Origin of the sequence: Paenibacillus arenilitoris (assembly GCF_014705655.1) — a bacterium.
GTDB classification, from domain to species: Bacteria; Bacillota; Bacilli; order Paenibacillales; family Paenibacillaceae; genus Pristimantibacillus; species Pristimantibacillus arenilitoris.
This window is the reverse complement of record NZ_JACXIY010000022.1, coordinates 1-23,688: the sequence shown is the minus strand read 5'-3', so window position 1 is coordinate 23,688 and position 23,688 is coordinate 1. Positions and strand designations below refer to the sequence as shown.

26 protein-coding genes are annotated in these 23,688 nt (G+C 59.8%); 3 read left to right on the top strand and 23 right to left on the bottom strand.

The genetic code is table 11. The annotated features are described in order from the left end of the window. Positions 1–526 precede the first annotated feature (526 nt). Complete coding sequence (locus IDH41_RS18485) at positions 527–1,465, bottom strand: aldo/keto reductase family protein (protein WP_190863617.1); 939 nt, start codon at positions 1,463–1,465, stop codon at positions 527–529. Positions 1,466–1,766: 301 nt separating this feature from the next. Between IDH41_RS18485 and IDH41_RS18480 the strand changes: the two genes are divergently transcribed. Together IDH41_RS18480 and IDH41_RS18475 are read left to right on the top strand one after the other, a co-directional pair. Continuing rightward, positions 1,767–2,075, top strand: a complete 309-nt coding sequence (locus IDH41_RS18480) for a Dabb family protein (RefSeq protein WP_190863615.1) — start codon at positions 1,767–1,769, stop codon at positions 2,073–2,075. Between the two features lie 85 nt (positions 2,076–2,160). Further along, positions 2,161–2,394 (top strand): hypothetical protein, encoded by a 234-nt coding sequence (locus IDH41_RS18475; protein WP_190863613.1) that lies wholly within the window; start codon positions 2,161–2,163, stop codon positions 2,392–2,394. 152 nt (positions 2,395–2,546) lie between these two features. Here IDH41_RS18475 and IDH41_RS18470 read toward each other — a convergent pair whose 3' ends face one another. Further along, entirely contained in the window at positions 2,547–3,284 is a 738-nt protein-coding gene (locus tag IDH41_RS18470) for an SDR family oxidoreductase (protein WP_190863611.1), read from the bottom strand. A gap of 14 nt (positions 3,285–3,298) precedes the next feature. Next, complete coding sequence (locus tag IDH41_RS18465; RefSeq protein ID WP_190863609.1) at positions 3,299–3,559, bottom strand: Atu4866 domain-containing protein; 261 nt, start codon at positions 3,557–3,559, stop codon at positions 3,299–3,301. Between the two features lie 169 nt (positions 3,560–3,728). On the opposite strand from IDH41_RS18465, the gene IDH41_RS18460 reads away from it, so the two are divergent. Continuing rightward, positions 3,729–4,652, top strand: coding sequence for an AraC family transcriptional regulator (locus IDH41_RS18460; protein WP_190863608.1), 924 nt, complete (start codon positions 3,729–3,731; stop codon positions 4,650–4,652). A 458-nt stretch (positions 4,653–5,110) separates the two neighbouring features. Here the strand turns inward: IDH41_RS18460 and IDH41_RS18455 are convergent, their stop codons facing one another. The 20 genes from IDH41_RS18455 to IDH41_RS31480 form a co-directional block, all read right to left on the bottom strand. Continuing rightward, positions 5,111–5,296 (bottom strand): hypothetical protein, encoded by a 186-nt coding sequence (locus tag IDH41_RS18455; RefSeq protein ID WP_190863606.1) that lies wholly within the window; start codon positions 5,294–5,296, stop codon positions 5,111–5,113. 115 nt (positions 5,297–5,411) lie between these two features. Beyond that, positions 5,412–6,503, bottom strand: coding sequence for a GerAB/ArcD/ProY family transporter (locus tag IDH41_RS18450; RefSeq protein ID WP_190863604.1), 1,092 nt, complete (start codon positions 6,501–6,503; stop codon positions 5,412–5,414). Positions 6,504–6,553: 50 nt separating this feature from the next. Beyond that, the gene (locus tag IDH41_RS18445) at positions 6,554–6,763 is read right to left on the bottom strand and encodes a hypothetical protein (protein WP_190863603.1); all 210 of its coding nucleotides are present in this window, start codon (positions 6,761–6,763) and stop codon (positions 6,554–6,556) included. A gap of 16 nt (positions 6,764–6,779) precedes the next feature. Beyond that, positions 6,780–7,967 (bottom strand): Ger(x)C family spore germination protein, encoded by a 1,188-nt coding sequence (locus IDH41_RS18440; RefSeq protein ID WP_190863601.1) that lies wholly within the window; start codon positions 7,965–7,967, stop codon positions 6,780–6,782. Positions 7,968–7,981: 14 nt separating this feature from the next. Then, positions 7,982–9,490 (bottom strand): spore germination protein, encoded by a 1,509-nt coding sequence (locus tag IDH41_RS18435; protein WP_223829849.1) that lies wholly within the window; start codon positions 9,488–9,490, stop codon positions 7,982–7,984. 115 nt (positions 9,491–9,605) lie between these two features. Next, the gene (locus IDH41_RS18430) at positions 9,606–9,761 is read right to left on the bottom strand and encodes a hypothetical protein (RefSeq protein WP_190863597.1); all 156 of its coding nucleotides are present in this window, start codon (positions 9,759–9,761) and stop codon (positions 9,606–9,608) included. A gap of 103 nt (positions 9,762–9,864) precedes the next feature. Next, positions 9,865–10,200 (bottom strand): ArsR/SmtB family transcription factor, encoded by a 336-nt coding sequence (locus IDH41_RS18425; protein WP_223829848.1) that lies wholly within the window; start codon positions 10,198–10,200, stop codon positions 9,865–9,867. 203 nt (positions 10,201–10,403) lie between these two features. Continuing rightward, complete coding sequence (locus IDH41_RS18420) at positions 10,404–10,835, bottom strand: hypothetical protein (protein WP_190863595.1); 432 nt, start codon at positions 10,833–10,835, stop codon at positions 10,404–10,406. A gap of 66 nt (positions 10,836–10,901) precedes the next feature. Then, entirely contained in the window at positions 10,902–11,171 is a 270-nt protein-coding gene (locus tag IDH41_RS18415) for a hypothetical protein (protein WP_190863593.1), read from the bottom strand. 163 nt (positions 11,172–11,334) lie between these two features. Then, positions 11,335–11,706: a helix-turn-helix domain-containing protein gene (locus IDH41_RS18410; RefSeq protein ID WP_190863591.1), complete on the bottom strand. Its 372-nt coding sequence runs from the start codon at positions 11,704–11,706 to the stop codon at positions 11,335–11,337. Positions 11,707–11,730: 24 nt separating this feature from the next. Continuing rightward, positions 11,731–13,035, bottom strand: a complete 1,305-nt coding sequence (locus IDH41_RS18405; RefSeq protein ID WP_223829847.1) for an LLM class flavin-dependent oxidoreductase — start codon at positions 13,033–13,035, stop codon at positions 11,731–11,733. Between the two features lie 20 nt (positions 13,036–13,055). Further along, positions 13,056–14,177, bottom strand: a complete 1,122-nt coding sequence (locus IDH41_RS18400) for an LLM class flavin-dependent oxidoreductase (protein WP_190863589.1) — start codon at positions 14,175–14,177, stop codon at positions 13,056–13,058. Continuing rightward, positions 14,174–15,517 carry an LLM class flavin-dependent oxidoreductase gene (locus IDH41_RS18395; RefSeq protein WP_190863587.1) on the bottom strand — a complete coding sequence of 448 codons (1,344 nt, stop codon included), beginning with the start codon at positions 15,515–15,517 and terminating at the stop codon, positions 14,174–14,176. The genes IDH41_RS18400 and IDH41_RS18395 overlap by 4 nt, the downstream gene beginning before the upstream one ends. A gap of 27 nt (positions 15,518–15,544) precedes the next feature. After that, on the bottom strand, positions 15,545–16,897 hold the full coding sequence (locus IDH41_RS18390; RefSeq protein WP_190863586.1) for an LLM class flavin-dependent oxidoreductase: 1,353 nt from the start codon (positions 16,895–16,897) through the stop codon (positions 15,545–15,547). A gap of 22 nt (positions 16,898–16,919) precedes the next feature. Beyond that, positions 16,920–18,269: an LLM class flavin-dependent oxidoreductase gene (locus tag IDH41_RS18385; RefSeq protein ID WP_190863584.1), complete on the bottom strand. Its 1,350-nt coding sequence runs from the start codon at positions 18,267–18,269 to the stop codon at positions 16,920–16,922. A 1,050-nt stretch (positions 18,270–19,319) separates the two neighbouring features. Further along, on the bottom strand, positions 19,320–19,895 hold the full coding sequence (locus tag IDH41_RS18380; RefSeq protein WP_190863582.1) for a nitroreductase family protein: 576 nt from the start codon (positions 19,893–19,895) through the stop codon (positions 19,320–19,322). A 19-nt stretch (positions 19,896–19,914) separates the two neighbouring features. Further along, positions 19,915–20,922 (bottom strand): FecCD family ABC transporter permease, encoded by a 1,008-nt coding sequence (locus IDH41_RS18375; RefSeq protein WP_223829846.1) that lies wholly within the window; start codon positions 20,920–20,922, stop codon positions 19,915–19,917. 2 nt (positions 20,923–20,924) lie between these two features. Beyond that, entirely contained in the window at positions 20,925–21,905 is a 981-nt protein-coding gene (locus IDH41_RS18370) for a FecCD family ABC transporter permease (protein WP_317890774.1), read from the bottom strand. Positions 21,906–21,972: 67 nt separating this feature from the next. Then, entirely contained in the window at positions 21,973–22,992 is a 1,020-nt protein-coding gene (locus tag IDH41_RS18365; protein WP_190863578.1) for an ABC transporter substrate-binding protein, read from the bottom strand. Positions 22,993–23,495: 503 nt separating this feature from the next. Next, a partial coding sequence (locus tag IDH41_RS31480; protein WP_223829845.1) for a hypothetical protein occupies positions 23,496–23,688 on the bottom strand: 193 nt, incomplete at its 5' end.

Below are 23,688 nucleotides of genomic sequence, written 5' to 3'. Positions count from 1 at the left end.
ACTTACCTCGTGTACTCTCTATGTACGTATTGGCAGACTAATGAGCCATCCTCACTAATTAGTGAGCCAAATCTCATTGTTTCGAGACGGGCTTCTCCGATATGGCGGTTTTGTGAGGCAAACCTCACTCCCCATGAAGTCAGTCTCACGGCGAGTGAGGTTTGCCTCACTATTCCCGCTCGGCCCTGCGACACCGACTACAAGAGTGAGGTCCTCCTCATAAATCAATGAGGTTGCCTCACGAATTGCCAGCCACGCCGTCCACGCTGCCCCCATCCGCAGCTGCCCCCAGCATAAGATCACTGCCTCCGCATGACGAGCCGCACCCGGAGTTATCCACAGTTTTATGCACATAATATCCACATTTCGCAGTCATCCTTAGTATTACCCCGCAACGCCAAAAAGCCGCCCGCGGCTATTCTGCGCGAGCGGCCTCGTCCTAAACGCCTACCTTGTCGCGCCAAGCCTGATTCGGCTGCCGCCTTCGGTCACGGCTACTTTCGGACGCGCAATCTTTCCTTCCGCATTAAGCCAAAATCTGCTCGATCCGCTCCAGCGCTTCGGCGCTCAGCTCGACGCCCGATGCCTTCGCGTTCTCTTCCACCTGCTCCGGACGGCTCGCGCCGACCAGGGCGCTGCTTACGTTCGGCTGCCGCAAAATCCAGGCCAGAGCCAGCTGCCCCACCGAGAGATCAAGCTCGGCCGCAACCTTGCCAAGCTCCTGCACCTTGGCGATCTTCTCTTCCGTCACGCCTTTGCGCATGCCTTCGAGCTTCGCCGCCCGGCTGTCCGCCGGAACGTCGCCTGCGCTGCTGTACTTGCCCGTCAGCAAGCCCTGCGCAAGCGGCGAGAACACGACTTGTCCGATCCCGCTCCGCTCCCCGAACGGAATGACTTCCTTCTCGATATACCGGTTGAACGCGTTATAGATCGGCTGGTTCGCCACGATCCGATCGAGCAGGTACCGGTCCGCGATCGCATGCGCTTCCGCCATTTGGGACGCCGTCCATTCGCTGACGCCGACGTACAGCACTTTGCCTTGGCGAACCAGGTCGTCGAGCGCCCTCAGCGTCTCTTCGAGCGGCGTGTTCGGATCGTGGCGGTGACAATAGTACAGATCCACGTAGTCCGCGCCAAGCCGCTGCAGGCTGGCATGACACTGCTCCATAATATGCTTGCGCGACAATCCCCGGTCGTTGGGCCCGTCGCCCATCTGGCCGAACACTTTGGTGGCGAGCACGTAGGATTCGCGCGGGAACGCCTTCAGCGTTTCGCCCATCAGCTTCTCGGCTTCGCCCCGCTCGTATACGTTCGCGGTATCGAAAAAATTAATGCCCAGGCCGTACGCCGCTTGAATCGCCTTGACCGCGTTCTCGCGTTCGACGTAGCCTCCATATGTCAACCAGCTGCCCAGACTGATCTCGCTGACCTTCAAACCGCTTTTGCCGAGTTTCCGATATTTCATCTCTACCATCTCCTCTTTAGATAGGTGACCACAATCAACGTGAAGCGGATTGCTGCTTGCCTCTCTATTCTAGAAAAGGATGCGGTTTTTAGAAAGTAGTGAAATTATTCTTACTTGATTATATCGGCTATAGCTACTATACATGAGGTTACCTGTACGGATGGCCGCAATCGGGCCAATTCCGCCCTTATTCCGCGATAAAGCCCAAGCAGAGACCGTGCCCCGAAGGCAATCCGAAAGAGGAATAAAGCGGCCGGCCGCGAATAAACCAACATACAAACCGTAAAGGAGCCATATTGCCATGTCCATGTACGAACATCTCGTTGCATTCAAATTCAATGACGGCATCACGCCCGCCAAGCGGCAGGAGCTGCTGGACCAATTGCTTGCGTTTCGGGGCCGCATCCCCGGCATCGTCGATTTAAGCGCGGGCATTAACGTTACGGAAGAAGCGGAGAACGTCCACGGCTTCACGCTCGGACTCCGGGTGACGTTCGAAGACCGCGCCTCGCTGCAAGCCTACGGGCCGCACCCCGTCCATCAGGCTTTCGTGAAATCGCTCGACGGCTTGCTGGACAACGTGATCGTCGTCGATTATCCAAAGGTTTAGCCCGGCCGACGCCGGGATCGACAGCCTTCGCCGGTTCCCCTCCGCACATCCCTTACATACAATGACCTTGGGGAGGTGATTCGATATGCTCCAAGCGTCATGGTATGCGAAGGCGCTGGGCCTCGTCGGCCGGCCCGTCGGCGTATCGCTGGTGAACGGGCAGGGCGTAACCGGCGTATTATGCAGCGTCACCGGGGGGACCGTGGTTTTGCAGGAATATTTGTACCAAAGCCAGTTTGCCGCCAAGCAATACCCCTACGATTCGATCCAGGACATTAACGCCTTTCCGGGGTGCAGTACGTCGGGCCCGCTTTACTGATAGATCCTTCATTCCAGGCAGCTTATGCTCTCCTCGCAAAAAAACGAGGCCGGGACGCTCGCGCAGCGTTCCGGCCTTTCGTTCAGCACAGAATCGAGCCGCGCAAGATGCAGCTAGCGGTTCGTGCGTAGCGTCAGCCGTTTACGATTGGATCAGTTCGGGCTTGCCGTCGGCCTGACGATGATCTCGCTCACGTCGACTTCGTCCGGCTGCTCGATGGCGTACAGGATCGAGCTCGCGATCGCCGACGCCGGAATGGCGATCCGGCGGTATTCCTTCATCGCCTGCCGGGCCTCTTCGTTCGAGATGCTATCGGCCAGCTCCGATTCGGTTACTCCCGGCGAGACGAGCGTCACGCGGATATCGCCGCCGGCTTCGAGACGCAGACCTTCCGTGATGGCTCGGACGGCGTATTTGGTCGCGCAATACACCGACGCGGTAGGGGTAACGCTGTATGCTCCGATCGAGGCGATGTTGACGAACTGGCCGAAGCCTTGCTGTTGCATCAAGGGAAGCCCCGCCGCAATCCCGTGCAGCACGCCGCGGATATTCACGTCGATCATGCGGTCCCACTCCTCCACCTTGAGCGCCGCCAGCGGGGAGAGCGGCATGACGCCCGCGTTGTTGACGATGACGTCCACGCGTCCGAACCGGCCAGCCGCGTAACCGACGAAGGCCTCCATCCGCTCCCTGCTGGTCACGTCCAGCGTCCGGAACTCGGCCGAGCCTCCTTTGGCCCGAATCTCCGACGCGATCGCTTCCAGACGATCCGTCCTTCTGGCGCCCATGACGACATGGGCCCCGCGTTCCGCAAGCCGGTAAGCGGCCGCTTCGCCGATCCCGCTGCTTGCTCCCGTGATCAAAACCACTTTTCCTTTTACGTTCGGCATCCTTATTCTCCTCCTTATTTCTCTTCCTTGTAAAAAATCATGCCGGCGTGGTAAAGCACGCCGTCCCGGAATTCGCCGTCGACCGTAAAGCCCGTGTCATCCACGTACGCGATCCGGCTGCCTTCGATCGTGTAGCTGCCGGTATACGCGCTTTTTCCGCTGCCCCGCGCCTCATCGTAACGGCCTTCGGGCAGAAGCTCCTGACGGATGTACCCGTCGGCGGTCACCCACATGCCGACGCAGGGATGCAGGGGTTCGTTCGGGCTGGTCGCCATCTCTCTTCACCTCCGTTCCGGTAGCGATTGAATCTGTCTTTATTATGGGTGAGCCGCCCTTGCGGGAGGTAGACGATTACTTGCAAATAATTGCCTAATCCTCCTACGCCGCTTCCCCCAGTCGGATCGTTTCGTTATAATGATGCTACAATGTTCAGGAGGTGCTTGCATGATCGAAGCAATGGATGCGATTGCGAGGGAGCAGGAGGAATTGGCGGCGCTCATCGAGCGTTTCTCCGGCGAAGACGGCGTTCACGCGACGGCCGTACCGTCGCTTCATTTGATTCGCAGCTCGGCCGTCACGGAGCCGATCTATACGGTCCATCAACCGGCGTTGTGCATCGTCGCCCAAGGGGCCAAGGTCGTCATGCTCGCGCAGGAGAGCTTCCGGTACGGTCCCGCCGACTACCTCGTCGTTTCGGTCGACCTGCCGGTATCCGGGCAAATCGTGCAGGCGTCGCCGGACCGACCCTATTTGTGCTTCCGCCTCGATTTCGATCCGAACGAGGTCGTCGCGATTGTTGAGGAATCGGCCCTGACGCCGAATCAGACCGGGAAAGCCGGACGGGGCTTGTTCGTGAGCCGGACGAATTCGGCGCTGCTCGGCGCCGTCATCCGGCTCATGCGTCTGCTGGAGTCGCCGGAGGACGTGCCGGTGCTTGCCCCGCTTATTTCGCGCGAGATTTTGTACCGGATATTGAAGGGGGAGCAGGGGGACGTATTGGCCCAAATCGCGACGGCCGGCGGCGCCTCAGGGCGGATCGCCGACGTCATTGAACGGATCAGGCGGCATTACGAGCAGCCGCTGCGCATTGAGGAATTGGCCTCGCTTGCCAATATGAGCGCTTCGTCGCTCCACCGCCATTTCAAGGAGGTGACCGCGATGAGCCCGCTGCAGTACCAGAAGCAGCTGCGGCTGCAGGAAGCGCGCCGTCTCCTCTTGGCGGAAGCCTCCGACGCGGCCGACGTCGGCTTCCGCGTCGGCTACGAGAGCCCGTCCCAATTCAGCCGCGAATGCGCGCGCCTGTTCGGCCTGCCTCCGATGACCGACATGAAGCGTCTTCGCAAGACGGCGGGACAGCGGACGATCTGAAGGAATAGGCGACAATAAACGGCCGTTTCGGCACGGCTGGTCGCGCGGCGATCAGCCAGGGCAGGTCCGGCACGGCCACCAGCGGCATTGCCCCGCGACCAAGTGTAAACGGCTGACGCTACGCACGAACCGCTAGCTGCATCTTGCGCAGCTCGGTTCTGTGCCGTCCTTTGGAGGCATAAGCTCGTTTCGCGATGAAATAGAAGCTCATTTATAAGTATCTTATATTTAAAAAAAGGGATTGCCCCGCGAAGCCGTTACGGCCATTCGGGACAATCCCTTTTCGTTTTTTCAACCACGTTGTACTTTGTGCAATGGATGAGCGCCAAACGGAGGCACCTCTCGTCTACGATGCATTTTATGCAACAGGAACCCGAGTCTCGCGCCAAAATCGCGCTTTATCGCTCCATCCCGTTGCAAAAGTGCAACGCAGCTGCTTATGCCGGAGCGCTCACGTTCTAGTCGATCAAAAACTCCAGCCAAGGATTGCTCTCTTTCCTCGCGGCATCGTAAAAATACGTTTTGCCCGTAATCGCCTGCGTCTTAACGCTCGCTTCCCCATCCTTCGGGGGCAAAATAATCAAAAACGAAAACAATGCCCATACGATGACCGCCGCGGCAAGCACGCTTACGATCGTTCTCATCCTCATCATCCTTACAAAATTCTTTATAATGAACATTTTGTTCTTAATAAAGACTATAAGGGATGCGCCCGCCTCTGGCAATACCCAAATCCCGCCTCCCGCCGCACGCCTCCCTTCATTCTCCGCTCATCTTCCGGCTGCGCTTGACCAACAGCAGCGCAAGAAGCAGCGCCGGCAGCGCCAGACCGAACGTCATGTCGAACCACGGGTAATCATTAACGATGATCTCGTTATAAACCGTAATATTGGGCGTGCCGATAACCGTGCATACGAGGAGGATCATGCCGAGCGGAATCGTCAGCATGCGGTCCTCCCTCAGCTTCAGCAGCTGCGAAAGGCCGGTCGTCAACCCATAATACAGGAGCAGCACTTTGTTAAAGACCGTAATGATCCATAAAAAAGCCATGATGGCTTCCAGCCGCTCCAAAAAATCGCCTACCGTAATTTTCTGCGCCAGCACGAAGGTCGGATAATATTTCGTCTCCATAAGGCTCGGGCCCAGCACCGTCACGCATAGAAGAACGACCGCGAGCATCATGGCGCCCCCGACCGCGAAGCCCGTCAGGATCGGCCTCCTCAGCTTGCCCTTGGCGGCGACGTGAGGGACGAGCATGAGCAGCACGACCATCTCCGCGAAGCCTGCCGCGAACGAAGGTAGCGCGCCTTCCCAGATCGAAAAAAAACCTGTCCGACCGATCGGCTGCAGATTTTCGATTTTCACCTGCGGAATCAGGAAGACGACCAGGAAAACAAGCAATAAAGCGAAGACCGGAAAGAGCAGCTCGCTCATGCGCGCGAACGCCTCGAGGCCGTACCGGTACGCCACGATCACGACCGCCAGGAAAACGATTAGAATCGCGTTGACGGGCGTCTCCGGCATGAGCTGCGTCGTCATGAACTGGCTCATCTCGCTGAGCAGGGTGAGGACGCACATAAAAAAATTGAAGAGCAGCAGCAGGCCAGCGGCGCCTCCCGCCCATGCGCCAAGCCTCGCCTGCATTGCGGTGACGGGACTTTCCCCGCGCAGCCGGTCCGCGATCGAGGCGAATAACCAGCCTGCCCCCATGCCGAGCAGCATGGCCAGCAGCATGGACAACCAGGCGTCCTGCTTCGCCGAGGTCGCCGTGATCGTCGGCAGAATAAGGATCGAATCCCCGATTACGCCGAGAATGACGAGAATCGTGAACTGACGTACGGATATTTTCACATCGGCCTTCCCCTTCATCTGCCCCTCCCTTTCCCCGAAATCGGCATGCGCTAGGCGCCCCCTCCGTAGACGAGTTTGATGATCATGAACGGATTCGGCAGCTTGACCTCCAGCGCCAAGGCGCCGTAAAGCGCCGTTGCCGCGAGCAGGAAAACGACGAAGACGGCCAGCTCCCGCTTGCGCTTGCGGCGAATCAGTCCCGGCGCCTCCAGCCAGAAGACGCCTCCCGCCAGCGCCAGCACGGCCAGGAATGATGCCATGCTTACCAGCCCCTTCCTACGAATGCTTCAAGGTTGAATTGCCTGTCGTACCCGTCTTGCGGATCATCAGCTTAATGTTGTACGTGACCTCGGTCTGCGGGAAATACCGTTCGTTCCAGCTATCCTTCACGGTTTTCCAATACTCGGGATAATCCTTGCCGAGCTGATTGCCGAAGCCGAGTATGTCGGACTTGAGACGCTTCGCCTTCTTGACGGCCGCTTCCGCATGCGATCGCAGCTGCTTCGCCGCCTCCTCTTCCAGCCGCTTGATCGCCTCGGGATCGGTCAAATCCACGCTTTTGCACGACCTGTCGACGATATTCGCTTCCGACCTTATGCTCACGGCAACCTCGGGCTTCCCGCTTCGCAGCTTGGTCTCGATCTTCGCGTTCGACGAAATGATTTCGATCCCCATATAATCACGCTCCCCGCAAGCAAGCTCAATCGACGTGCTGTCGAGATTGTCGGTAATATCCGTATACCCTTTGCTTTCGTTCTCGTTCAGCCAGCTGACCAGCTTGTCGCCCTTGAATGCGGCAATGCCGGTATAACGGAAGCGGCTTGGCGGATGGTAGACCTCAACGTTTTTTTTGGACTCGCCCATATTGGGGTCGCCGATCAATTGAATGCCGGTCAACGCAAGCTCGGTGCCGTCGTTTGACAACTTATCCAGCACCTCGTCGAGCATGATGGATACGGACGGCGCCCAGGACTTCTCCGATGTCTCCAGCGATTGCAGCATGTTGTTGGTCGGCAGCTTCTCAAGCGGCGTATACAGCTTCAAAATATCGGAGGCCGAGGTTCCTTTGGCAACGACGAGGTTGAAATCCATCCGGAATTCATTGTCGCGCAGCATATTGTCGACGACGTCGTTTAGTCCCCTTCTCGCGATTTCTTCGCTAAGGACATAGAGCTGCAAGTGGCCCATGTACACTTTCCGCGGAGCTTCCGCCGTCAAGGAGCGCGCCGCTTCGAACAAGGTCTTCCCTTTTCCCTGGTACAGCGTGACGGGCGGGCGGTCCGCGCTTTTCCGCTGCGTCGATATTTCGCTCGGGTTGACGACCTGGAACGAGACCAGATACTCGCCTTCCTCCCAGTCGATGCCGGCTCCGAGCACGACCAGAATGTCGTTCAGCTCCCTTCGGCTCCAGCATCCGGTTAGCATCAGCAGACACAGTGCAAGGATGGTTAGCTTGCTCAGCATATCGATGCTCCTCCTTACCACCGTCTGCGCTGGCGTCTGCCGCCGCTGCCGACCGACGTGTCGGGTCTCTTTAAAGATAGCCATCTTGGCATGCGAATGATCGTATCCTCGATATCCGGCGAAACGTAAGGCGAGAATGGCGCCATATACGGCTCGCCGAAGGAGCGCAGCGCGCACAGATGCAGCAGCAGCACGAAAAAACCCATAATAATGCCGAACAGCCCGAAGCTCGCCGCCAAGCCCATGAAGGCGAAGCGGAGAATGCGGATCGGGATCGACATGCTGTAGGCCGGCAGCGTGAACGTGGAAATCGCCGTAACGGATACGACGATGACCATCGCGGCCGAGACGATGCCCGCTTCGACGGCCGCCTGGCCGATCACGAGCGTGCCGACGACCGATACGGCTTGCCCGATAGCGCGCGGCATGCGCAATCCCGCTTCCCGCAAAATTTCGAACGTGATCTCCATGACGATCGCCTCGACGAACGCCGGGAACGGCACGCCCTCCCGCTGCGCCGACAGATTGAACAGGAGCGAGGCCGGCAGCATATCGCGGTGGAACGTCGTGATCGCGATGTACAAGGAGGGAAGCAGAAGCGAGATCAATACGCTCCCGAACCGCAGGAGGCGAAGCAGCGACGCATAGAAAGCGCGCTGATAATAGTCCTCCGTCGACTGGAAGAAGGCGACGAGCTGCGTCGGCACGATCAGTACGTTCGGCGTGCCGTCCACGACGATCGCAACCTTGCCTTCCAGCAGCTGCGCGGCGACGTTGTCCGGCAGCTCCGTATTGTAAACCGTCGGGAACAGCGAATACTTGCCGTCCTCGATCAGCTCCTCGATGTAGCCGCTGTCCAGGACGCTGTCGATATCGATGGCCAGCAGCCGAGAACGCACCTCTTCGATGACGGAAGGCTTGGCGATCCCGTTAATATACATGACCGTGACATCGGTCTTCGTGAGGCGCCCGACGGCATGCGTTTCGAGCCAAAGCCGCGGATCCTTGATTTTCCGCCTGATCATCGACGTATTGGTCCGGAGCGTCTCGGTAAAGCTCTCCCTCGGGCCCCTGACGGACGTCTGGTTCGTCGACTCGGTGACGTCGCGCCCCTTCCAATGCCGGATATCCGCACAGTACGCATGCTTGCTTCCGTCCAGAAGGATGACGGCTTCGCCGGACAGCAGGCTGCCGTACAGCGATGCCAGCTCCGACACCGTCCTGACGGCACCGATGCCGAAGACGAGCTCCCCCGCCAGCGCCGCCTTGTTCGGGCCTTCCGCCGCTTCCTCCCCGCCTTGAGCGTCGTTCAACGAACGGCTGAGCACGTCGTAAACGTAGCTGTTCACGGCCGCCGCGTCCGTCATGCCGTCGATATACAGCACCGCGGCCGCGGCCGACTCGGCGCCCGCGTGCCGGATCTCGCGGACGATGACGTCGTCGCTCCGGCCGAAATCGCCGAGCAGGCGCTCCACGTTGCGTTCGACGCTCGGTTCGACCGGAATAGCCTTGTATTCCGGCAATAAAGGAAGCTCCTCCACTTGACGATGATTTGCTGACTTCTTACGATGCATTTGCGAACGCTACCTTCTCCACGTATGGTTGTCTTCTCACCATTATGACCATCCCGATTTGGGGCTAAACGCGGATTGCCGCCCTGTTCGTCTCCCGCCATGCCCGGCTGCGAACGCGATAAAAGAAAGCCGCCGATCGGAATCGGCAGCTTCGTAAATAACGTTCGACGGCGAGCTCTCTTCGCTCCTTGTCTCTCACGATTTTCGTTTTGGCCCTCACGGGCGCTTCATCCTTTTCAAATACTGTTCGAGGGCGTCGAAGCGCTCCCGCATAACGGTTAAGCCGTTCTTCCTGCAGGGCACGATCAAGCTGTCGATACCGGTCATGGCTGCTCCTTTCCGTGGATTTCGCTCATATAGTCCTCGAATTGGTCAAGCCGCTCCTCCCACAGCTCGCTGAACGAATCGAACCAGCTGTCGAGCTCTTGGAACGGCTGCGCCTCCAGGCTGTAGATGCGCAGCTGGGCTTGCCGCCGAACCTTTACCAGCCCCGCCTCGCTCAAAATGCGCAAATGGCGCGATACTTGCGGCTGGCCGATGCTTAATGCCTGAACGATGTCGCCTACCGAGCGCGGCCCTTTCTTCAATAGCTCTACGATGTTGAAGCGGTTAGGCTCCGAGATGGTGAGCAGGGTTAATTGCATGGCTGATGTGTTCATGTTTATAACATACACAAAAATGTATATACGCACAAGTGAATATTAAAAAAACAATAATACCCCGGTATTAATTTCATAAGCAACTCTCCCCGGCAAATTGACTCGTATCCGCTCATGATTAAGGCCGTTAATCTATTAGCGAAAGTTAACAACCGGATACAAATAAGCCGCCCGCGCGTCTGCCCGGGCAGATCTGCGGACGGCTAGCAGCCGTTGATTCTTCTTGATCGTTCGATGCCGATTAAATATCCGATACAGCTCGCGGTGTATACAATAGCAATGCCGATCAAGACGAACTTGGCGTCGGGCCGTACGTTCAAAAATATTCGAATGCCGTACAGCGGCCCTGCAAAAATGAAGTAGATCGGAAGAGCTATCGCCAACTTATCCGCAATGAATGCAGCGATGGTCAATAACCCGCCCAATCCCCAATAGATCGTCAATCCTCTCAAAAACCGTATACCTCTCAGCCCGAAATACAGCGCGGCGGTAAACCACATCGCCATATAGGCGAGCGAACCCGCAACTTGAACCGGATCGGGCATGCCCCCTTTCAAATACGCGCTAAAATTGATTAGGCTGAAAGGGATCGCGGCCGTGAATAATGCGACAATGGCTTCTCGGCTTCGCAGCATGAATGACGTCCCCCGTTTCATCGGTCCCTCTCCATTCGGAAACAATCGCCGCGCAAAAGGACGCTGCTAACGCTGTTTCAATCGCGATATCATCCCATCGAGCAGCAACCCGGCAATCAACCACGAGCCTAAATGAATGCCGTAGACGATCAGCATGAAGAGCTCTTCATTCGCCATCGAAGCGTTTAATTTCGTTAAATAACCGTTCAGCGCCAGCAGCAGCGGATTCGTAAAAAACAACAGCAGGTTTTTGTCGTCTTCCCCGGACAGATTGAACAGACAAACGGCCAACGAAAACAGCGCGAGCCAAAAACTGATTTTCTTCGCGATTTTCACCGGGCACCTCCACGAACAAACTTCGTTCAACTTGATGCAATCAGTGTAGCATCCGGTAAGCAGGAGCCATAGTACCAACTATTCCTGGTACCGCTCACGAAGAACGCGCATGCCGAACCCCCTGCCTCCGCGCAACCGGAAACAGGGGGTTCGTTCGTTCGTTTTATCCGATAAAATGCTTGTTCTCGCGGGCGCGTCCTTGACTTGCGTAATGGGACGGCGTTACCCCGACGAGCCGGCGGAAGATGCGGCTGAAATAAAACTCGTCGCCGAAGCCGACCGCGGCCGACACCTCCTTGACCGGCGCGTCGTAATGCCGCAGCAGCCGCTTGGCCCGCTCGATGCGGAGCCGGGTCAAATATTTGACCGGCGACACGTTCATCGTTTTCTTGAACAGCCGGGAATAGGAGCTTGCCGTAAGCCCGGCCATCGAGGACATCATCGCCATGTCGATCTTGTCGTGAAAATGGTTCTGCATGTAAGCAATGGTTTTCTCTATCGCCTTAACGGATTCGTTAAGAGGCGTCTGGTTCATCCTAACCACTCCTTTAGCAAGAGCTTATCTCAGCGCTCGGTATCGAGGGACCGGCATGGCGAGGCCCAGATGCTCGCGCAGCGTCGTCCCCTCGTAGGCTTCCCGAAACAGCTTTCGGTTCTGCAGCTCCGGTATGACTTTATCCACGAAGGCTTCTAGCCCTCCCGGGAACGATTGGGGCATAATGTTGAAGCCGTCCGCCGCCCCGCGGAGGAACCACTTCTCCATCTCGTCGGCCAGCCGGACGGCCGTCCCCGTGAAGGCGAAGTGGCCGCGGCCGTTCGCGAACCGGCGCACGAACTGGCGGATCGTCAGCGATTCCTCCTCGATCATGTCCAGCAGCAGCTGCTGACGGCTTCGAAGCGCGTTGATCTCGCCGGGCAGCTTCGCTTTATGCAGCGGCACGGGCCCGTCAAGCGGGTATTCGGAGAGATCGGCCTCGAAGCGCGAGGATAACCGCTTCAGCGCATCCTGCATGTTCACGTGCTCGTTCAGCTCCGCCTCCAGCTCTCTCGCCTCCGCCTCGGTGTCCGCCACGATCGGGCACAGCCCCGGCATAATGACGAGCTGCTCGGGAAGACGGCCGTAAGCCGGCAGCCTCGACTTAAGATCGGCGTAAAATTCGCGCGCCGCGTCAAAGGTTTGCTGCGCCGTAAAGACGACTTCCGCCACCCGCGCGCCCATCGCCCTGCCGCTCTCCGAGGAGCCGGCCTGGACGAGCACAGGATAGCCTTGGGGCGGGCGGGGCAGATTGAACGGGCCCTTCACGCTGTAGTACTCCCCCTCGAAGCCCGCTTCGCCTACAATGCCGGAATCCGGACGAAGGCCGCTCGGCCCGTCGACGGGCTGCGCGCCGCCGGATAATGCGGGGTCTATCCCGCCGTCCCACAGCCGCTTGACTGCGTCGACGAACTCTTCGGCGATCCGGTACCGACGCGAATGCTCCGGATGCTCGGCTTTGCCGAAGTTAAGCGAAGAGGCGTCCGCGCTGCCGGTGACGATGTTCCAGCCGGCCCTGCCCCCGCTTATATGGTCCAGCGTAGCCGCTTGCCGCGCCAGATGATACGGCTCGCAGTAAGTCGTGCCGACCGTGGCGATCAGCCCGATGCGCTCGGTAGCCGCGCTGAGCGCGGCCAGCAGCGTCGTCGCTTCCAGCTTGTTGATTCTGCCGAAATAAGCGTCGCTGACGAATAGCGAATCCATCAGGCCGCGTTCGGCTACGCGGGCCAGATGCCGGTAATAATCAATGTCGAGCGTCTGCCGGGGATCGGCCTCCGGAAGCCGCCAAGCCGCTTCGTGATGGCCCGTTCCGTGCGCGAATAAGTTCAAATGAAGCCTTTTGCCGCGATTCAGTCGGATCCTCCCCTTCTCTTCAAGGTCGCGAACACGTTGTTCGGCCTCGCAAGGCCCAGGCCGGAACGAAGGGTCGACGTCTCCCCGCCCGCACGGAACAGCCCTCTGCGCCGCAGCTCGGGGACGACCTTAGCGGCGAAGGCGGGAAGCAAGTCCGGCCGTGGAAGCGGCGCGATATGAAAGCCGTCGATCGCCTCTTGGCGGAACCACGCTTCGATCCGGTCCGCGACGGCGGCGGCGGTCCCCGCGAAGATCAGCCTCTCGCTCGCCGCGCCGAACGCCTGCCTAAGCCTGTGCTCGAGCTCCCTTGCCTCCTCGTTCGTCTCGGCGACAACCGGACATAGCTCCGCAAGCAGGCGGAGGTCCTCCGCCCTCCGGCCGTTCCGCACCATTCTGGCGCGCATATCCGCTCGCATGAGCGCCGCCTCCGCGGTCGAAAGCAGCGGCGCGACGGCCGCGTCCGCCTCCTTCGCCGCGGCGGACCTGCCTCTTGCGCCGGTCACCGCGAACAGCACCGGCGGCTGACCTTGCGGCGGCCGGGCGATATTAAGCGGCCCCTTGACCGCGTAATAACGGCCGGCATAATCGATCTCCCTGACCTTGCCTTCGTCCATTTGGACGCCGGCCCGCTTATCGTAGACGAGCGCATCGTCCTCCCAGCTGTCCCACAGCAGCCTTAGCGCTTCCGCGAACTCCGTCGCGGCGGCCTCGGCTTCGAGCAGGCGCGGACCGGGTCCGCCTTCGCCCGTCCGGCCGAAGTTGCCCGCCGCGGCCGCCGGCCCCGGCGCGATATGGCATCCCGCCCGGCCGCGGCTCATATAGTCCAGCGCGCCCAATTTCCTGGCGATATGGTACGGCTCGTTATAGGCGGCATGAACCTCCGCGATCAGACCGATGCTCGCGGTTCCCGCGGACAGCGCGGCCAGCAGGGAGAACGGCTCCAGCGCCGCCTCCGGCTCCCCGTTGCCGCCAAGACGGAAGTCGCTGCTCTCCGGCGCGACGACCGCGTGGAAGCCCGCCTGCTCGGCGATTTGCGCCTGGCGGACGCACCGCGCGTAATCCGGGCCGTCGAGCGCCGCGGTGAGGATGAGCTTGCGATCCGCCCCGCCCGCGCTCATAGCCGTACTCCCTCTCTGCCTCTGCCCGCGGGCCGAGGCAAGCCGTAATGGTCCCGCAACGTGTATCCTTCGTACTCCGAGCGGAACAAGCCCCGGTTCTGCAGCTCGGGAATGACCTTGTCCACGAAGTCCGCCAGTCCGCCCGGCATATGCGACGGCATCAGGTTGAAGCCGTCCGCGGCCTCCCCTTTGAACCACCGTTCCATCTCGTCGGCGATTTGCGCCGGCGTGCCGACGGCGGCGGCATGCCCTCTCGATCCGGCCGTCCGTTTGATCAGCTGGCCAATCGTCAGCTTCTCCCTTCTCGCCATGTTTTCGATAAGCTCGTATCTCCCCCTGTTCCCGTTGATTTCGTCAGCCTTCGGCAGAAGCTCAAGCGGAACGGGAGCGTCCAGCGGATAGCCCGTCAGGTCGACCTTGAACAGCGTCGACAGCCGCTGCAGGCCGAAAGCCGGCACCGTCAGCTCGCCCAGCTCCCGCTCCAGCTCCTTCGCCTCCGCCTCCGTGTCGCCGACGACGGTGTACAAGCCCGGCAGCACGCGCAGCTCGTCCGGACTCCGGCCGCAGCGATTCGCCCGGTCCTTCATATCCCGGTAGAACGCCTGCCCGCTGCGATAATCGTTCTGGGCGGTGAACACCGCCTCTGCGACTTTGGCTGCGAACGACTTGCCGTCCTCCGAGGACCCCGCCTGCACGAGCACCGGCTGCCCCTGCGGCGCGCGCGGCACGTTCAGCGGCCCTTGCACGGAGAAGAACGCCCCTTTGTGCGCCAGCGGATGGATCTTGTCCATATCCGCGTAGACGCCGCTGTCCTTGTCGGCCACGAGCGCCCCGTCCTCCCAGCTGTCCCACAGCGCTTTGACGACCTCGACGAATTCGTCCGCCCGGCGGTACCGCTGGGCATGATCCGGCAGCGCCCGGTCGCCGAAGTTGTACGCCGCGCTCTCGCTCGCCGTCGTGACGATGTTCCAGCCGGTGCGGCCGCCGCTGATATGATCCAGCGAAGCGAATTTGCGCGCGATATGGAACGGGTCGTTGTAGGTCGTCGACGCCGTGCCGATCAGACCGATGCGGCTCGTGACGGCGGCGATCGCCGCAAGCAGCGTGAAGGGCTCCAGACCGTGCAGCACTTTATGCCGGACGGTGACGGGCAGAACGTACGTATCCGCCAAAAAGAGCGAATCGAGCTTGCCGCGCTCGGCGATCCTGCCGATCTCGCAGTAATAGTCGAGCTCCGTAATCCGGCGCGGAGACGTATCCGGATGCCGCCAGGAAGCCTCGTGATGGCCCGTGTTCATCAGAAACAAATTAAGATGCATGTGCCGCTTTGCCGTTTCCATCGTTCCATTCCTTTCTGTAGTGGCGGTTCAGCCCGAAACCGTAAGCCCCGCCTTTCCGTATCGGTTCGCCGGGCGCAGAAGCCCGTAATGCTCCCGGAGCGTCGTCCCCTCATATTCGCCGCGGAACACGCCCCTGTTCTGCAGCTCCGGCACGACCTTCCCGACGAATTGCTCGAGACCGGCGGGCAAATACGGCGGCATTACGTTGAAGCCGTCCGCCGCGCCCTCCCGCCACCACTTCTCCATCTCGTCGGCGATTTGAACGGGCGTGCCCGCCATCGAATAATGGCCGCGCGAAGAGGCGGTCTGCCGGATCAGCTCGCGGACCGTCAGCTTCTCCCTGCGCGCGAGCTCGACGTATAGGGCGTAGCGTCCCCTGTGCCCGTTCACTTCCGCCTGCCGCGACAGAAATTCGACGGGCACCGGCTCGTCGAGCGGGAACGCCGACATATCCGTCTGAAACAGATTGGACAGGCGGTGCAGGCCGTAATCGAGCTGAATATGGCGGTGAAGCTCGACTTCCCTCTCCTTCGCTTCCGCTTCCGTGTCGCCGATAATGGCGCAGAAGCCCGGCAATATTTTCAGCTCCTCCGGCGATCGTCCGTACTTGGCCAGCCGCGCCTTCACGTCGGCGTAGAACAGCTGCCCGTCCGCCATCGAGTTTTGCGCCGTGAACACGACCTCCGCCAGCTTGGCGGCGAATTCCTTGCCCGTCTCCGACGCCCCTGCCTGCACCCGGACCGGCTGCCCTTGCGGGGGTCTCGGCAGGTTCAGCGGACCGCGCACGGAGAAGTGTTCCCCGCTGTGTAGGATCGCGTGGATCCGTTCCGGATCGGCATAGATGCCCTGATCCTGATCCGCCAAAATCGCTTCGTCCTCCCAGCTGTCCCACAGACGCCGCACCACGTCCACGAACTCCTCCGCGCGAAGATAGCGCTCCGAATGGTCCGGCAGCCGCTCGCCCGCGAAGTTATACGCCGTCGCGTCGTTCGTGGAGGTGACGATGTTCCATGCCGCGCGTCCCTCGCTGATGAAATCGAGCGAGGCGAACTGCCGGGCCACGTGGTAAGGGTGGCTGTAAGTCGTCGAGGCCGTGCCGATGAGGCCGATCCGGCTCGTTCCCATCGCCAGGGCGGACAGCAGCGTGAACGGCTCCAGGCTCTGCAGCACCTTGTAACGGATCGTCGGAGGCAGCGCGTAGGAGTCGGCCAGAAACAGCGAGTCCAGCTTGCCCTGCTCCGCGGTCCGAAGCAGGCCCGCGTAATAGTCCGCCTTCGTCACGTCGCGCGGCCGGCAGCCTTCCATCCGCCAAGCCGCCTCGTGATGGCCGTTGCCCATAATAAACAGGTTCAGATGCAGCTGCCTTTTCGATGCATGCATAGCTTGCGTTCCTCCCCTCGTTCTACTTGGCGGCGACCGCCCGCTGACCGCTCGTTCGCTCCGGCTTTGCAAGGCCGTAGTGCTCGCGCAGCGTAGCCCCTTCGTATTCCGTGCGGAACAGGCCGCGGTTTTGCAGCTCCGGCACGACCTTATCCACGAACTCGTCGAGCCCGGTCGGGAAGCAAGGCGGCATCAGATTGAACCCGTCGGCCGCCCCCGCGTCGATCCACCGCTCCATCTCGTCGGCGATTTCGACCGGCGTGCCCGTAATCGAATAATGGCCGCGCGACGTCGCGGTGCGCAGAATGAGCTGGCGGATCGTCAAATTTTCTCGCTGGGCGAGCTCCAAATAAAGCTGATGGCGCGCCTTCTGCGAATTAATCTCGGCATTGCGGGCCAGCTCCGCGTACGGCAGCGGACCGTCCAGCGGATAATCGCGCAGATCCATCTTCAGCAGGTTCGACAGCCGGTACACGCCGTACTCCGGCTGCGTCAGTTCGTTCAGCTCGCGCTCCTTCTCCACGGCCTCCGCGTGCGTATCGCCGATGACCGGGCAAAATCCGGGCAAAATTTTCATCCGGTCCGGCGAGCGTCCGTGCTTCAGCATGCGGGCCTTCACGTCCGCGTAGAAGCGCTGTCCGTCTTCGAGCGTGTTCTGGGCCGTGAATACCGCTTCGGCCAGGCTCGAGGCGAATTCCCGCCCGGTATCCGACGCGCCCGCCTGCACGAGCACCGGATGCCCCTGCGGCGCTCTTGGCAGGTTCAGCGGGCCGCGGACGTTGAAGTATTCGCCCGCGTGCCTGATTTCATGCAGCTTGGCCGGATTGACGTACAGCCCGTTTTCTTTGTCGCCGACGACGGCGTCCTCCTCCCAGCTGTCCCAAAGCGCCCTCACCACCTCCATGAATTCGCCGGCGCGCCGGTAGCGCTCCGAATGCTCGGGAAGCGGCGCGTCGCTGAAGTTGAAGGCGGTGGCGTTGCCCGTCGAGGTGACGATGTTCCAGCCCGCCCGGCCGCCGCTAATATGATCGAGCGATACGAACTTTCTCGCGATATGGAACGGTTCGTTATAGGTCGTCGACGCCGTGCCGATCAGCCCGATGCGGCTGGTTGCCATCGCGAGGGCGGACAGCAGGGTGAACGGCTCGAGCGCCTGCTGCACCAAGAACTGCATCGTTGGCGGCAGGCCGTACGAATCGGCCAGAAATAACGAGTCCAGCTTGCCCCGCTCGGCCGTCTGCGCGAGGCGCACGTAGTACGCGATATCGGTCACTCCGCCCGGCTGGCTGTCCGGATGTCTCCAGGACGCTTCATGATGTCCCGTATTGCGCAAAAACAAATTCAGATGCAGCTGCTTCTTGCTCCGACTCATCTTCTGCACGCTCCTTATGGCTGCGCTCCGCTCCGGATTCACGCGAAAACAGAGCGCTTTCGTTAGTGATAATGATATTCATTATCATTTTAGCTAAGGCGGTTCCGGAAGGCCATGCACATTTTTGCCCATTTTCCGGGATAAACGACGCATAAATATGCGCAAACGGTCAGTAATTGGTATATTTGCCACCAACAGCGTTGCGCGGCCGCGACGACAGACGAGTCATTGTGCGGCGGAGCACGGACTGCAAGCTTCGTCTTCGCACGCCCGCGATGTCAGACGCGTCACTGCGTGACAGCACCGCTCGCCAGCTTCCTCTTCGTGCGCCCGCGATATCAGACGCGTCACTGCGCGCCAGTATCCTCTTCGTGCGCCTGCGACGTCTGACGCATCATTACTCGGCGACGCTCGGGCCGCCAGCTTCCTCTTCGTACGCCCGCGACATCAGCCGCGTCACTGTGCGACAGCACCGCTCGCCAGTATCCTCTTCGTGCGCCTGCGACGTCTGACGCATCATTACTCGGTGACGCTCGGGCCGCCAGCTTCCTCTTCGTACGCCCGCGACATCAGCCGCGTCACGTGCGACAGCACCGCTCACCAGTATCCTCTTCGTGCGCCTGCGACGTCTGACGCATCATTACTCGGTGACGCTCGAGCCGCCGACTTCCCCCTGGCGCGGCGCTATGACAGCCGTTGAACTGTACCGCTCGCTCCAGCGCGGATTGTTGAGATGTGCGTACGACACCCTGCAAAATTTCAAAAATTGAAATTAGCGGTATTAATCCGCCGTGGAATCGAGTCGTAGTTTCAGGAATTGCAACTAAACAACGGAATCCGGTGAATAGCATCGCCAATGGAGCGACTTTGTTTCAACTTTTGAAACTAATCAGACTTACAGGTTCGTGCGGTTGATTCTAGTTTCAATTATTGAAACAAACCGTCCCCCTTCACCTCCACCTCCACCCGCGGCCCCCTGCCGTCAACGACAAAAACTCCCGAAACCGCGCGCGGTCCGAGAGTTTCATGAAGTTGCAAGCCTGCTGCTGTCTATCGGTCCACTACGGTCAGCTTCTCGATCGCCGGCGTGCGCGGAGCCGCCGGTGGAATGATGCGGGGATAGCCGATATGCAGGACGGCGACCACCTTCTCCCCGGGCTGAATGCCCGCCGCCTCGCGGAATTTCGGATGGTACATATACGGGTTCGACTTCCAGACCATGCCGATTCCCTGCTCCCAAGCGGCAAGCTGGAGATTTTGAATCAGGCAGCTCACCGCCGAAAAATCCTCGTCCCATTGCTTCTGGCGAGGGTCTTCCTTCAGCGCGACGATCAAATGCAGCGGCGTCGCCATATATTCGTTCCGCCTGGCTTCCCCGTATTTTTTCGCCTCTTCCTGCGTGAACGACTGGAAGACGGCGTCGGCGAATACTTTCCGGCCTTCACCGGTGTAGACGATAAACCGCCATGGCTCGCGCAAATTATGATTAGGCGCCCATACGGCGACGTCCAGCAGCTCGGTCAGCTGCTCCACGGTAACCGGATCGCCGGTGAACAGCCTGACCGTGCGCCTTTCCTTGATTAATTGCGACATCGTGCCAAGACGCTTGACGCTTTCCGTGTTCATCCTATCCATCCTTCTCCTTTCATTTGGCCGGCTTGCGGTTGCGGTAAAGCAAATAGATGAGATAAGGCGCGCCGATCGCCGCCGTAATGATGCCGGCCGGCACTTCGATAGGCGGCGCGATCGCTCTTCCGAGCAAATCCGCCGACATGACGATGAGGCCGCCGGCGAGCGCGGAGACGGTCAGCAGTCTCGCGCTGGATTCGCCGACGAGCTGTCTCGCGATATGCGGCCCCATCAAGCCGACGAAGCCGATCGTGCCCGCCATCGCGACCGCGGCTCCCGACAAGCTTACGCAGATGAGCAGCAGCAGGCCTCGGGAGCGCTCGACCGCGCTGCCGAGACCGATGGCCAGTTCGTCCCCGAGCTTCAGGACGTCCAGCCTTCTCGCCATCGCGAGCGAAGCCGGATACAAGACGAGCAGCCAGGGCAGCAGCGGCCAAAAGTGTTCCCACGTTCTTCCGTACGTGCTGCCCATCAGCCACAGCATCGCCTGCTTGACGGATTGTATATCGCGCGAGGTGACCCAGAACGTGATGTACGCGCTCGTGGACGCCGCGATCCCGATTCCGACGAGCAGCATCCGCATCGGCGAGCTCCCCCGCCTCCACGCGAGCACGTACGTCAGCGCCGCTGCGGCGAGCGCGCCGGCGAAAGCGGTGAAGGGCAGCCACGCGATCGGCATCGCCGGGAACACCACGATCGCGGTGACGGCGAACGCCGCCGCGCCGCCGTTAATGCCGACGACGCCCGGCGCCGCCAGCGGATTACGGGTGAGGCCCTGCAAAATCGCGCCCGACAGCGCGAGTCCGCAGCCGACGAGGAACGCGACGAGCGACCTCGGAAAACGCAGCTCGTTGACGACGAAATGATAGGCCGGATCGCCCAGCCCGAATACCGACTTCCAGGCCTCGGCGGCGGGAATCGGAAATTCGCCGATCATGATGCTAAGCAGCAGGATGGCCGCATTCGCCGCGAGCAGCAGGACGACGACCGCGATCCAGCGTTCCCGGAGCAATGAACGAAGCATCATCATTCCCCCTTCCGCTGCGCCAAATAGATGAGGAACGGCGCGCCAACGAGCGCCGTCACGACGCCCGCGGATATTTCCTGGTCCGGCAGGATGAACCGCGCGCAGATATCCGCCAGCAGCAGCAGCCCCGCTCCCAGCACGGCGGCATACGGGATAATCCAGCGGTAATCGACGCCGACCAAAAACCGGGCCAGATGGGGCACGGCAAGGCCGACGAAGCCGATCGGACCCGCGATCGCGACCGCGCCGCCCATCAGGCACATAATCGCAAGCAGCGCCATCGCCTTATAGAACCCGACTTTCAGTCCGAGGTTCTGCGCCACTTCGTCGCCGAGGCTCAGCAGGTTGATCTGCTTGCTCATGACGAGAGCGCCCGCCAGACCCGCAAGCATGAAGGGAAGAACCTTGACGAACATCGCCAGGCTTCCGCCGGTCAGCGATCCCGCCAGCCAGAAGCGCATTTCGTCCAGTGATTGCTCGCTGAAAATAAGGATGCCCTGCACGAGCGACCCCAGCAGCAAATTAACGGTCGCCCCGGCCAAAATCAGCTTGATCGACGTCATCCCGCCGCCGAGCGAGCCGAGCATGAATACGGCCAAGCTGGCGAGACCCGCCCCGATCAGGGCGGCCCAAATATGGAGCATCGACGACGTATACCCGAACAAAAACATAGAGATGACGAGCAGCAGCGCCGCGCCGTTGCTGCTTCCAAGCATTTCCGGACCGGCCAGCGGATTGCGGGTGACGGCCTGCAGCACGCTGCCCGCCGCCCCGAGGCAGGCGCCGACCATCATCGCCATGAGCGCGCGGGGCACGCGGACGGTTCGCACGATGAGATGCTCTCTCGAGCCGTCGTACGACGTGAAGGCGTCGAAGACGGTGCCCATGGCGATCATCGATTTGCCGAAGGCGATGCTGGCCGCTAGGCCGGCGAAGACAAGCAGAATGCCAAGTAGAATGCCCGTAAGCCGTATGTTCACGATAACCTCCGATTTTTCGCCACATGAAAGAGGGAAAACCGGTCCGTACCGGTTTTCCTCCCCTACGTTATTTCGCCGCCAAATATTCGGCAAGGTCGTCAATCATCAAATTAACCGCCTGGATGCCGTGCCCGCTCAGCCACACTTCCCAATCGGCCGAATAGACGCGGTCGTTCTTCACGGCTTTGAGCGTTTGCCATAGCGGATTCGTTTTGATTTTGTCGTTGAAATAGTCCTGCTCGCTCTCGCGTCCGAACAAAATGATCACGTCTCCGTCAAGGTCGGCAATCTGCTCTTCGGTGACGTTGAAGTTGAAGTCGTCGTCGCGGTCCTGCTTGGCCGGCCGCTTCAGGCCGATCTTCTCGGCGACGCCTCCGGTGAAGCCCGGCTTCAAGTAGACGGATACCCGGTCCTTCCGCGGACGAAGCAGCGATACCTCGGTCGAATTTATGGCATCGCCGACCTTGCTCTTCAGCTCTTCGATCTTTTTATCCAGGTTCTCGAGCAGCTTCTTGCCCTCTTCTTCCTTGCTCGTGATGGAGGCATGGACCGCCAGGTTCTGCTCCCATTCGGCCCCGCCGACCTCGGTGAAGACGGTAGGCGCGATTTGCGACAGCTGCTCGTAGATCGCTTCCTGCGTATCCTTAATGCCGATAATGACATCCGGCTTCAAGGACGCGATCGTCTCCAGGCTCGGCTGCTCGACGGTACCGATATTCGTAATGCCTTCCGTTCCTTTTAAATAAGAAGCGAAACCGTCCTCCACCGCAATGATCGACGGCGCCCCCACCGGCGTAACGCCGAGCGCGAGCAGATTGTCGAGCGCGCCGTTGTCGAGCACGACGACCTTCTCGGGATTGAGCGGAACTTCCGTTTCGCCCATCGAGTGCGTCATTTTTTGGGTTTCCGCTTCTCCTTCGGAATTGCCGCCCGCTGCGTTAGCCGAAGCTTCGGCCCCGGTCTGCTGAGCCGGTTCCCCGGTTTCCGCCGCCGGCGTATTCGAATTGGATCCGCCGCAGCCCGCGGCGACCAGCAGGACGAGCATAAGCGCGATGGTGACTGACCAGAGCGAGTTCTTTTTAAACATCTTGCAAAACCTCCCTGAATTTCTCTTTGATCCGTGCGGATCTGTATTTGATAATGATTATCAACGAGAATGATAAAGGGTTTGCCCTGTTTTGTACATATAATTTTTTGTCCGCTTTCCTGTACAATATTGTCCCGGCGCAAATGAGTGTAGAATAACATTGACAGTGACAGTAAACAGTGACAGTAACAGTGACGGTAAACAGTGACAGTAAACAGTGACGGTAAACAGTGACGGTAAACAATAACAGTAAACAGTGACGGTAAACAATAACAGTAAACAGTGACAGTAACAGTGACGGTAAACAATAACAGTAAACAGTGACATTGATGACATTGACAGTGGTGACATTTACATTGACAGTAGTGACAGTGACGTTGACAGTAGTGCCATTGACATTGACATTGATAATGATTATCATTTACAATTTAGTGGGGCTCCCTGGGCGTCCCCTCTCTATCCTTTACCGGCACACGACCGGCGCTTCTAAGCGAGAGATGGCGCTATTTCCTCACTTTTGGCGCGCAACCTGCGCGTTTGAGCGAAATAGAGGTAATTTGTGGCCTTATTTGGCGCAATCCCGACTTTTTTAGCGGAATAAGGGAAAAAGTTGGCGCTATTGCCTCACTTTCGGCGCTCCACAGGCGTATCAGAGCGAAATAGAGGTATTTTGTGCCCTTATTTGGCGCGATCCCA

Coding starts and splice junctions, on each gene's coding strand:
- IDH41_RS18375 (WP_223829846.1), bottom strand. CDS start 20,922: ATGCTTCGTTCATTGCTCCGGGAACGCTGGATCGCGGTCGTCGTCCTG.
- IDH41_RS18395 (WP_190863587.1), bottom strand. CDS start 15,517: ATGGAAACGGCAAAGCGGCACATGCATCTTAATTTGTTTCTGATGAAC.
- IDH41_RS18365 (WP_190863578.1), bottom strand. CDS start 22,992: ATGTTTAAAAAGAACTCGCTCTGGTCAGTCACCATCGCGCTTATGCTC.
- IDH41_RS18465 (WP_190863609.1), bottom strand. CDS start 3,559: ATGGCGACCAGCCCGAACGAACCCCTGCATCCCTGCGTCGGCATGTGG.
- IDH41_RS18475 (WP_190863613.1), top strand. CDS start 2,161: ATGCTCCAAGCGTCATGGTATGCGAAGGCGCTGGGCCTCGTCGGCCGG.
- IDH41_RS18460 (WP_190863608.1), top strand. CDS start 3,729: ATGATCGAAGCAATGGATGCGATTGCGAGGGAGCAGGAGGAATTGGCG.
- IDH41_RS18485 (WP_190863617.1), bottom strand. CDS start 1,465: ATGAAATATCGGAAACTCGGCAAAAGCGGTTTGAAGGTCAGCGAGATC.
- IDH41_RS18440 (WP_190863601.1), bottom strand. CDS start 7,967: ATGCTGAGCAAGCTAACCATCCTTGCACTGTGTCTGCTGATGCTAACC.
- IDH41_RS18390 (WP_190863586.1), bottom strand. CDS start 16,897: ATGCATGCATCGAAAAGGCAGCTGCATCTGAACCTGTTTATTATGGGC.
- IDH41_RS18480 (WP_190863615.1), top strand. CDS start 1,767: ATGTCCATGTACGAACATCTCGTTGCATTCAAATTCAATGACGGCATC.
- IDH41_RS18455 (WP_190863606.1), bottom strand. CDS start 5,296: ATGAGAACGATCGTAAGCGTGCTTGCCGCGGCGGTCATCGTATGGGCA.
- IDH41_RS18420 (WP_190863595.1), bottom strand. CDS start 10,835: ATGCTGCGAAGCCGAGAAGCCATTGTCGCATTATTCACGGCCGCGATC.
- IDH41_RS18380 (WP_190863582.1), bottom strand. CDS start 19,895: ATGAACACGGAAAGCGTCAAGCGTCTTGGCACGATGTCGCAATTAATC.
- IDH41_RS18445 (WP_190863603.1), bottom strand. CDS start 6,763: ATGGCATCATTCCTGGCCGTGCTGGCGCTGGCGGGAGGCGTCTTCTGG.
- IDH41_RS18470 (WP_190863611.1), bottom strand. CDS start 3,284: ATGCCGAACGTAAAAGGAAAAGTGGTTTTGATCACGGGAGCAAGCAGC.
- IDH41_RS18385 (WP_190863584.1), bottom strand. CDS start 18,269: ATGAGTCGGAGCAAGAAGCAGCTGCATCTGAATTTGTTTTTGCGCAAT.
- IDH41_RS18425 (WP_223829848.1), bottom strand. CDS start 10,200: ATGAACACATCAGCCATGCAATTAACCCTGCTCACCATCTCGGAGCCT.
- IDH41_RS18410 (WP_190863591.1), bottom strand. CDS start 11,706: ATGAACCAGACGCCTCTTAACGAATCCGTTAAGGCGATAGAGAAAACC.
- IDH41_RS18400 (WP_190863589.1), bottom strand. CDS start 14,177: ATGAGCGCGGGCGGGGCGGATCGCAAGCTCATCCTCACCGCGGCGCTC.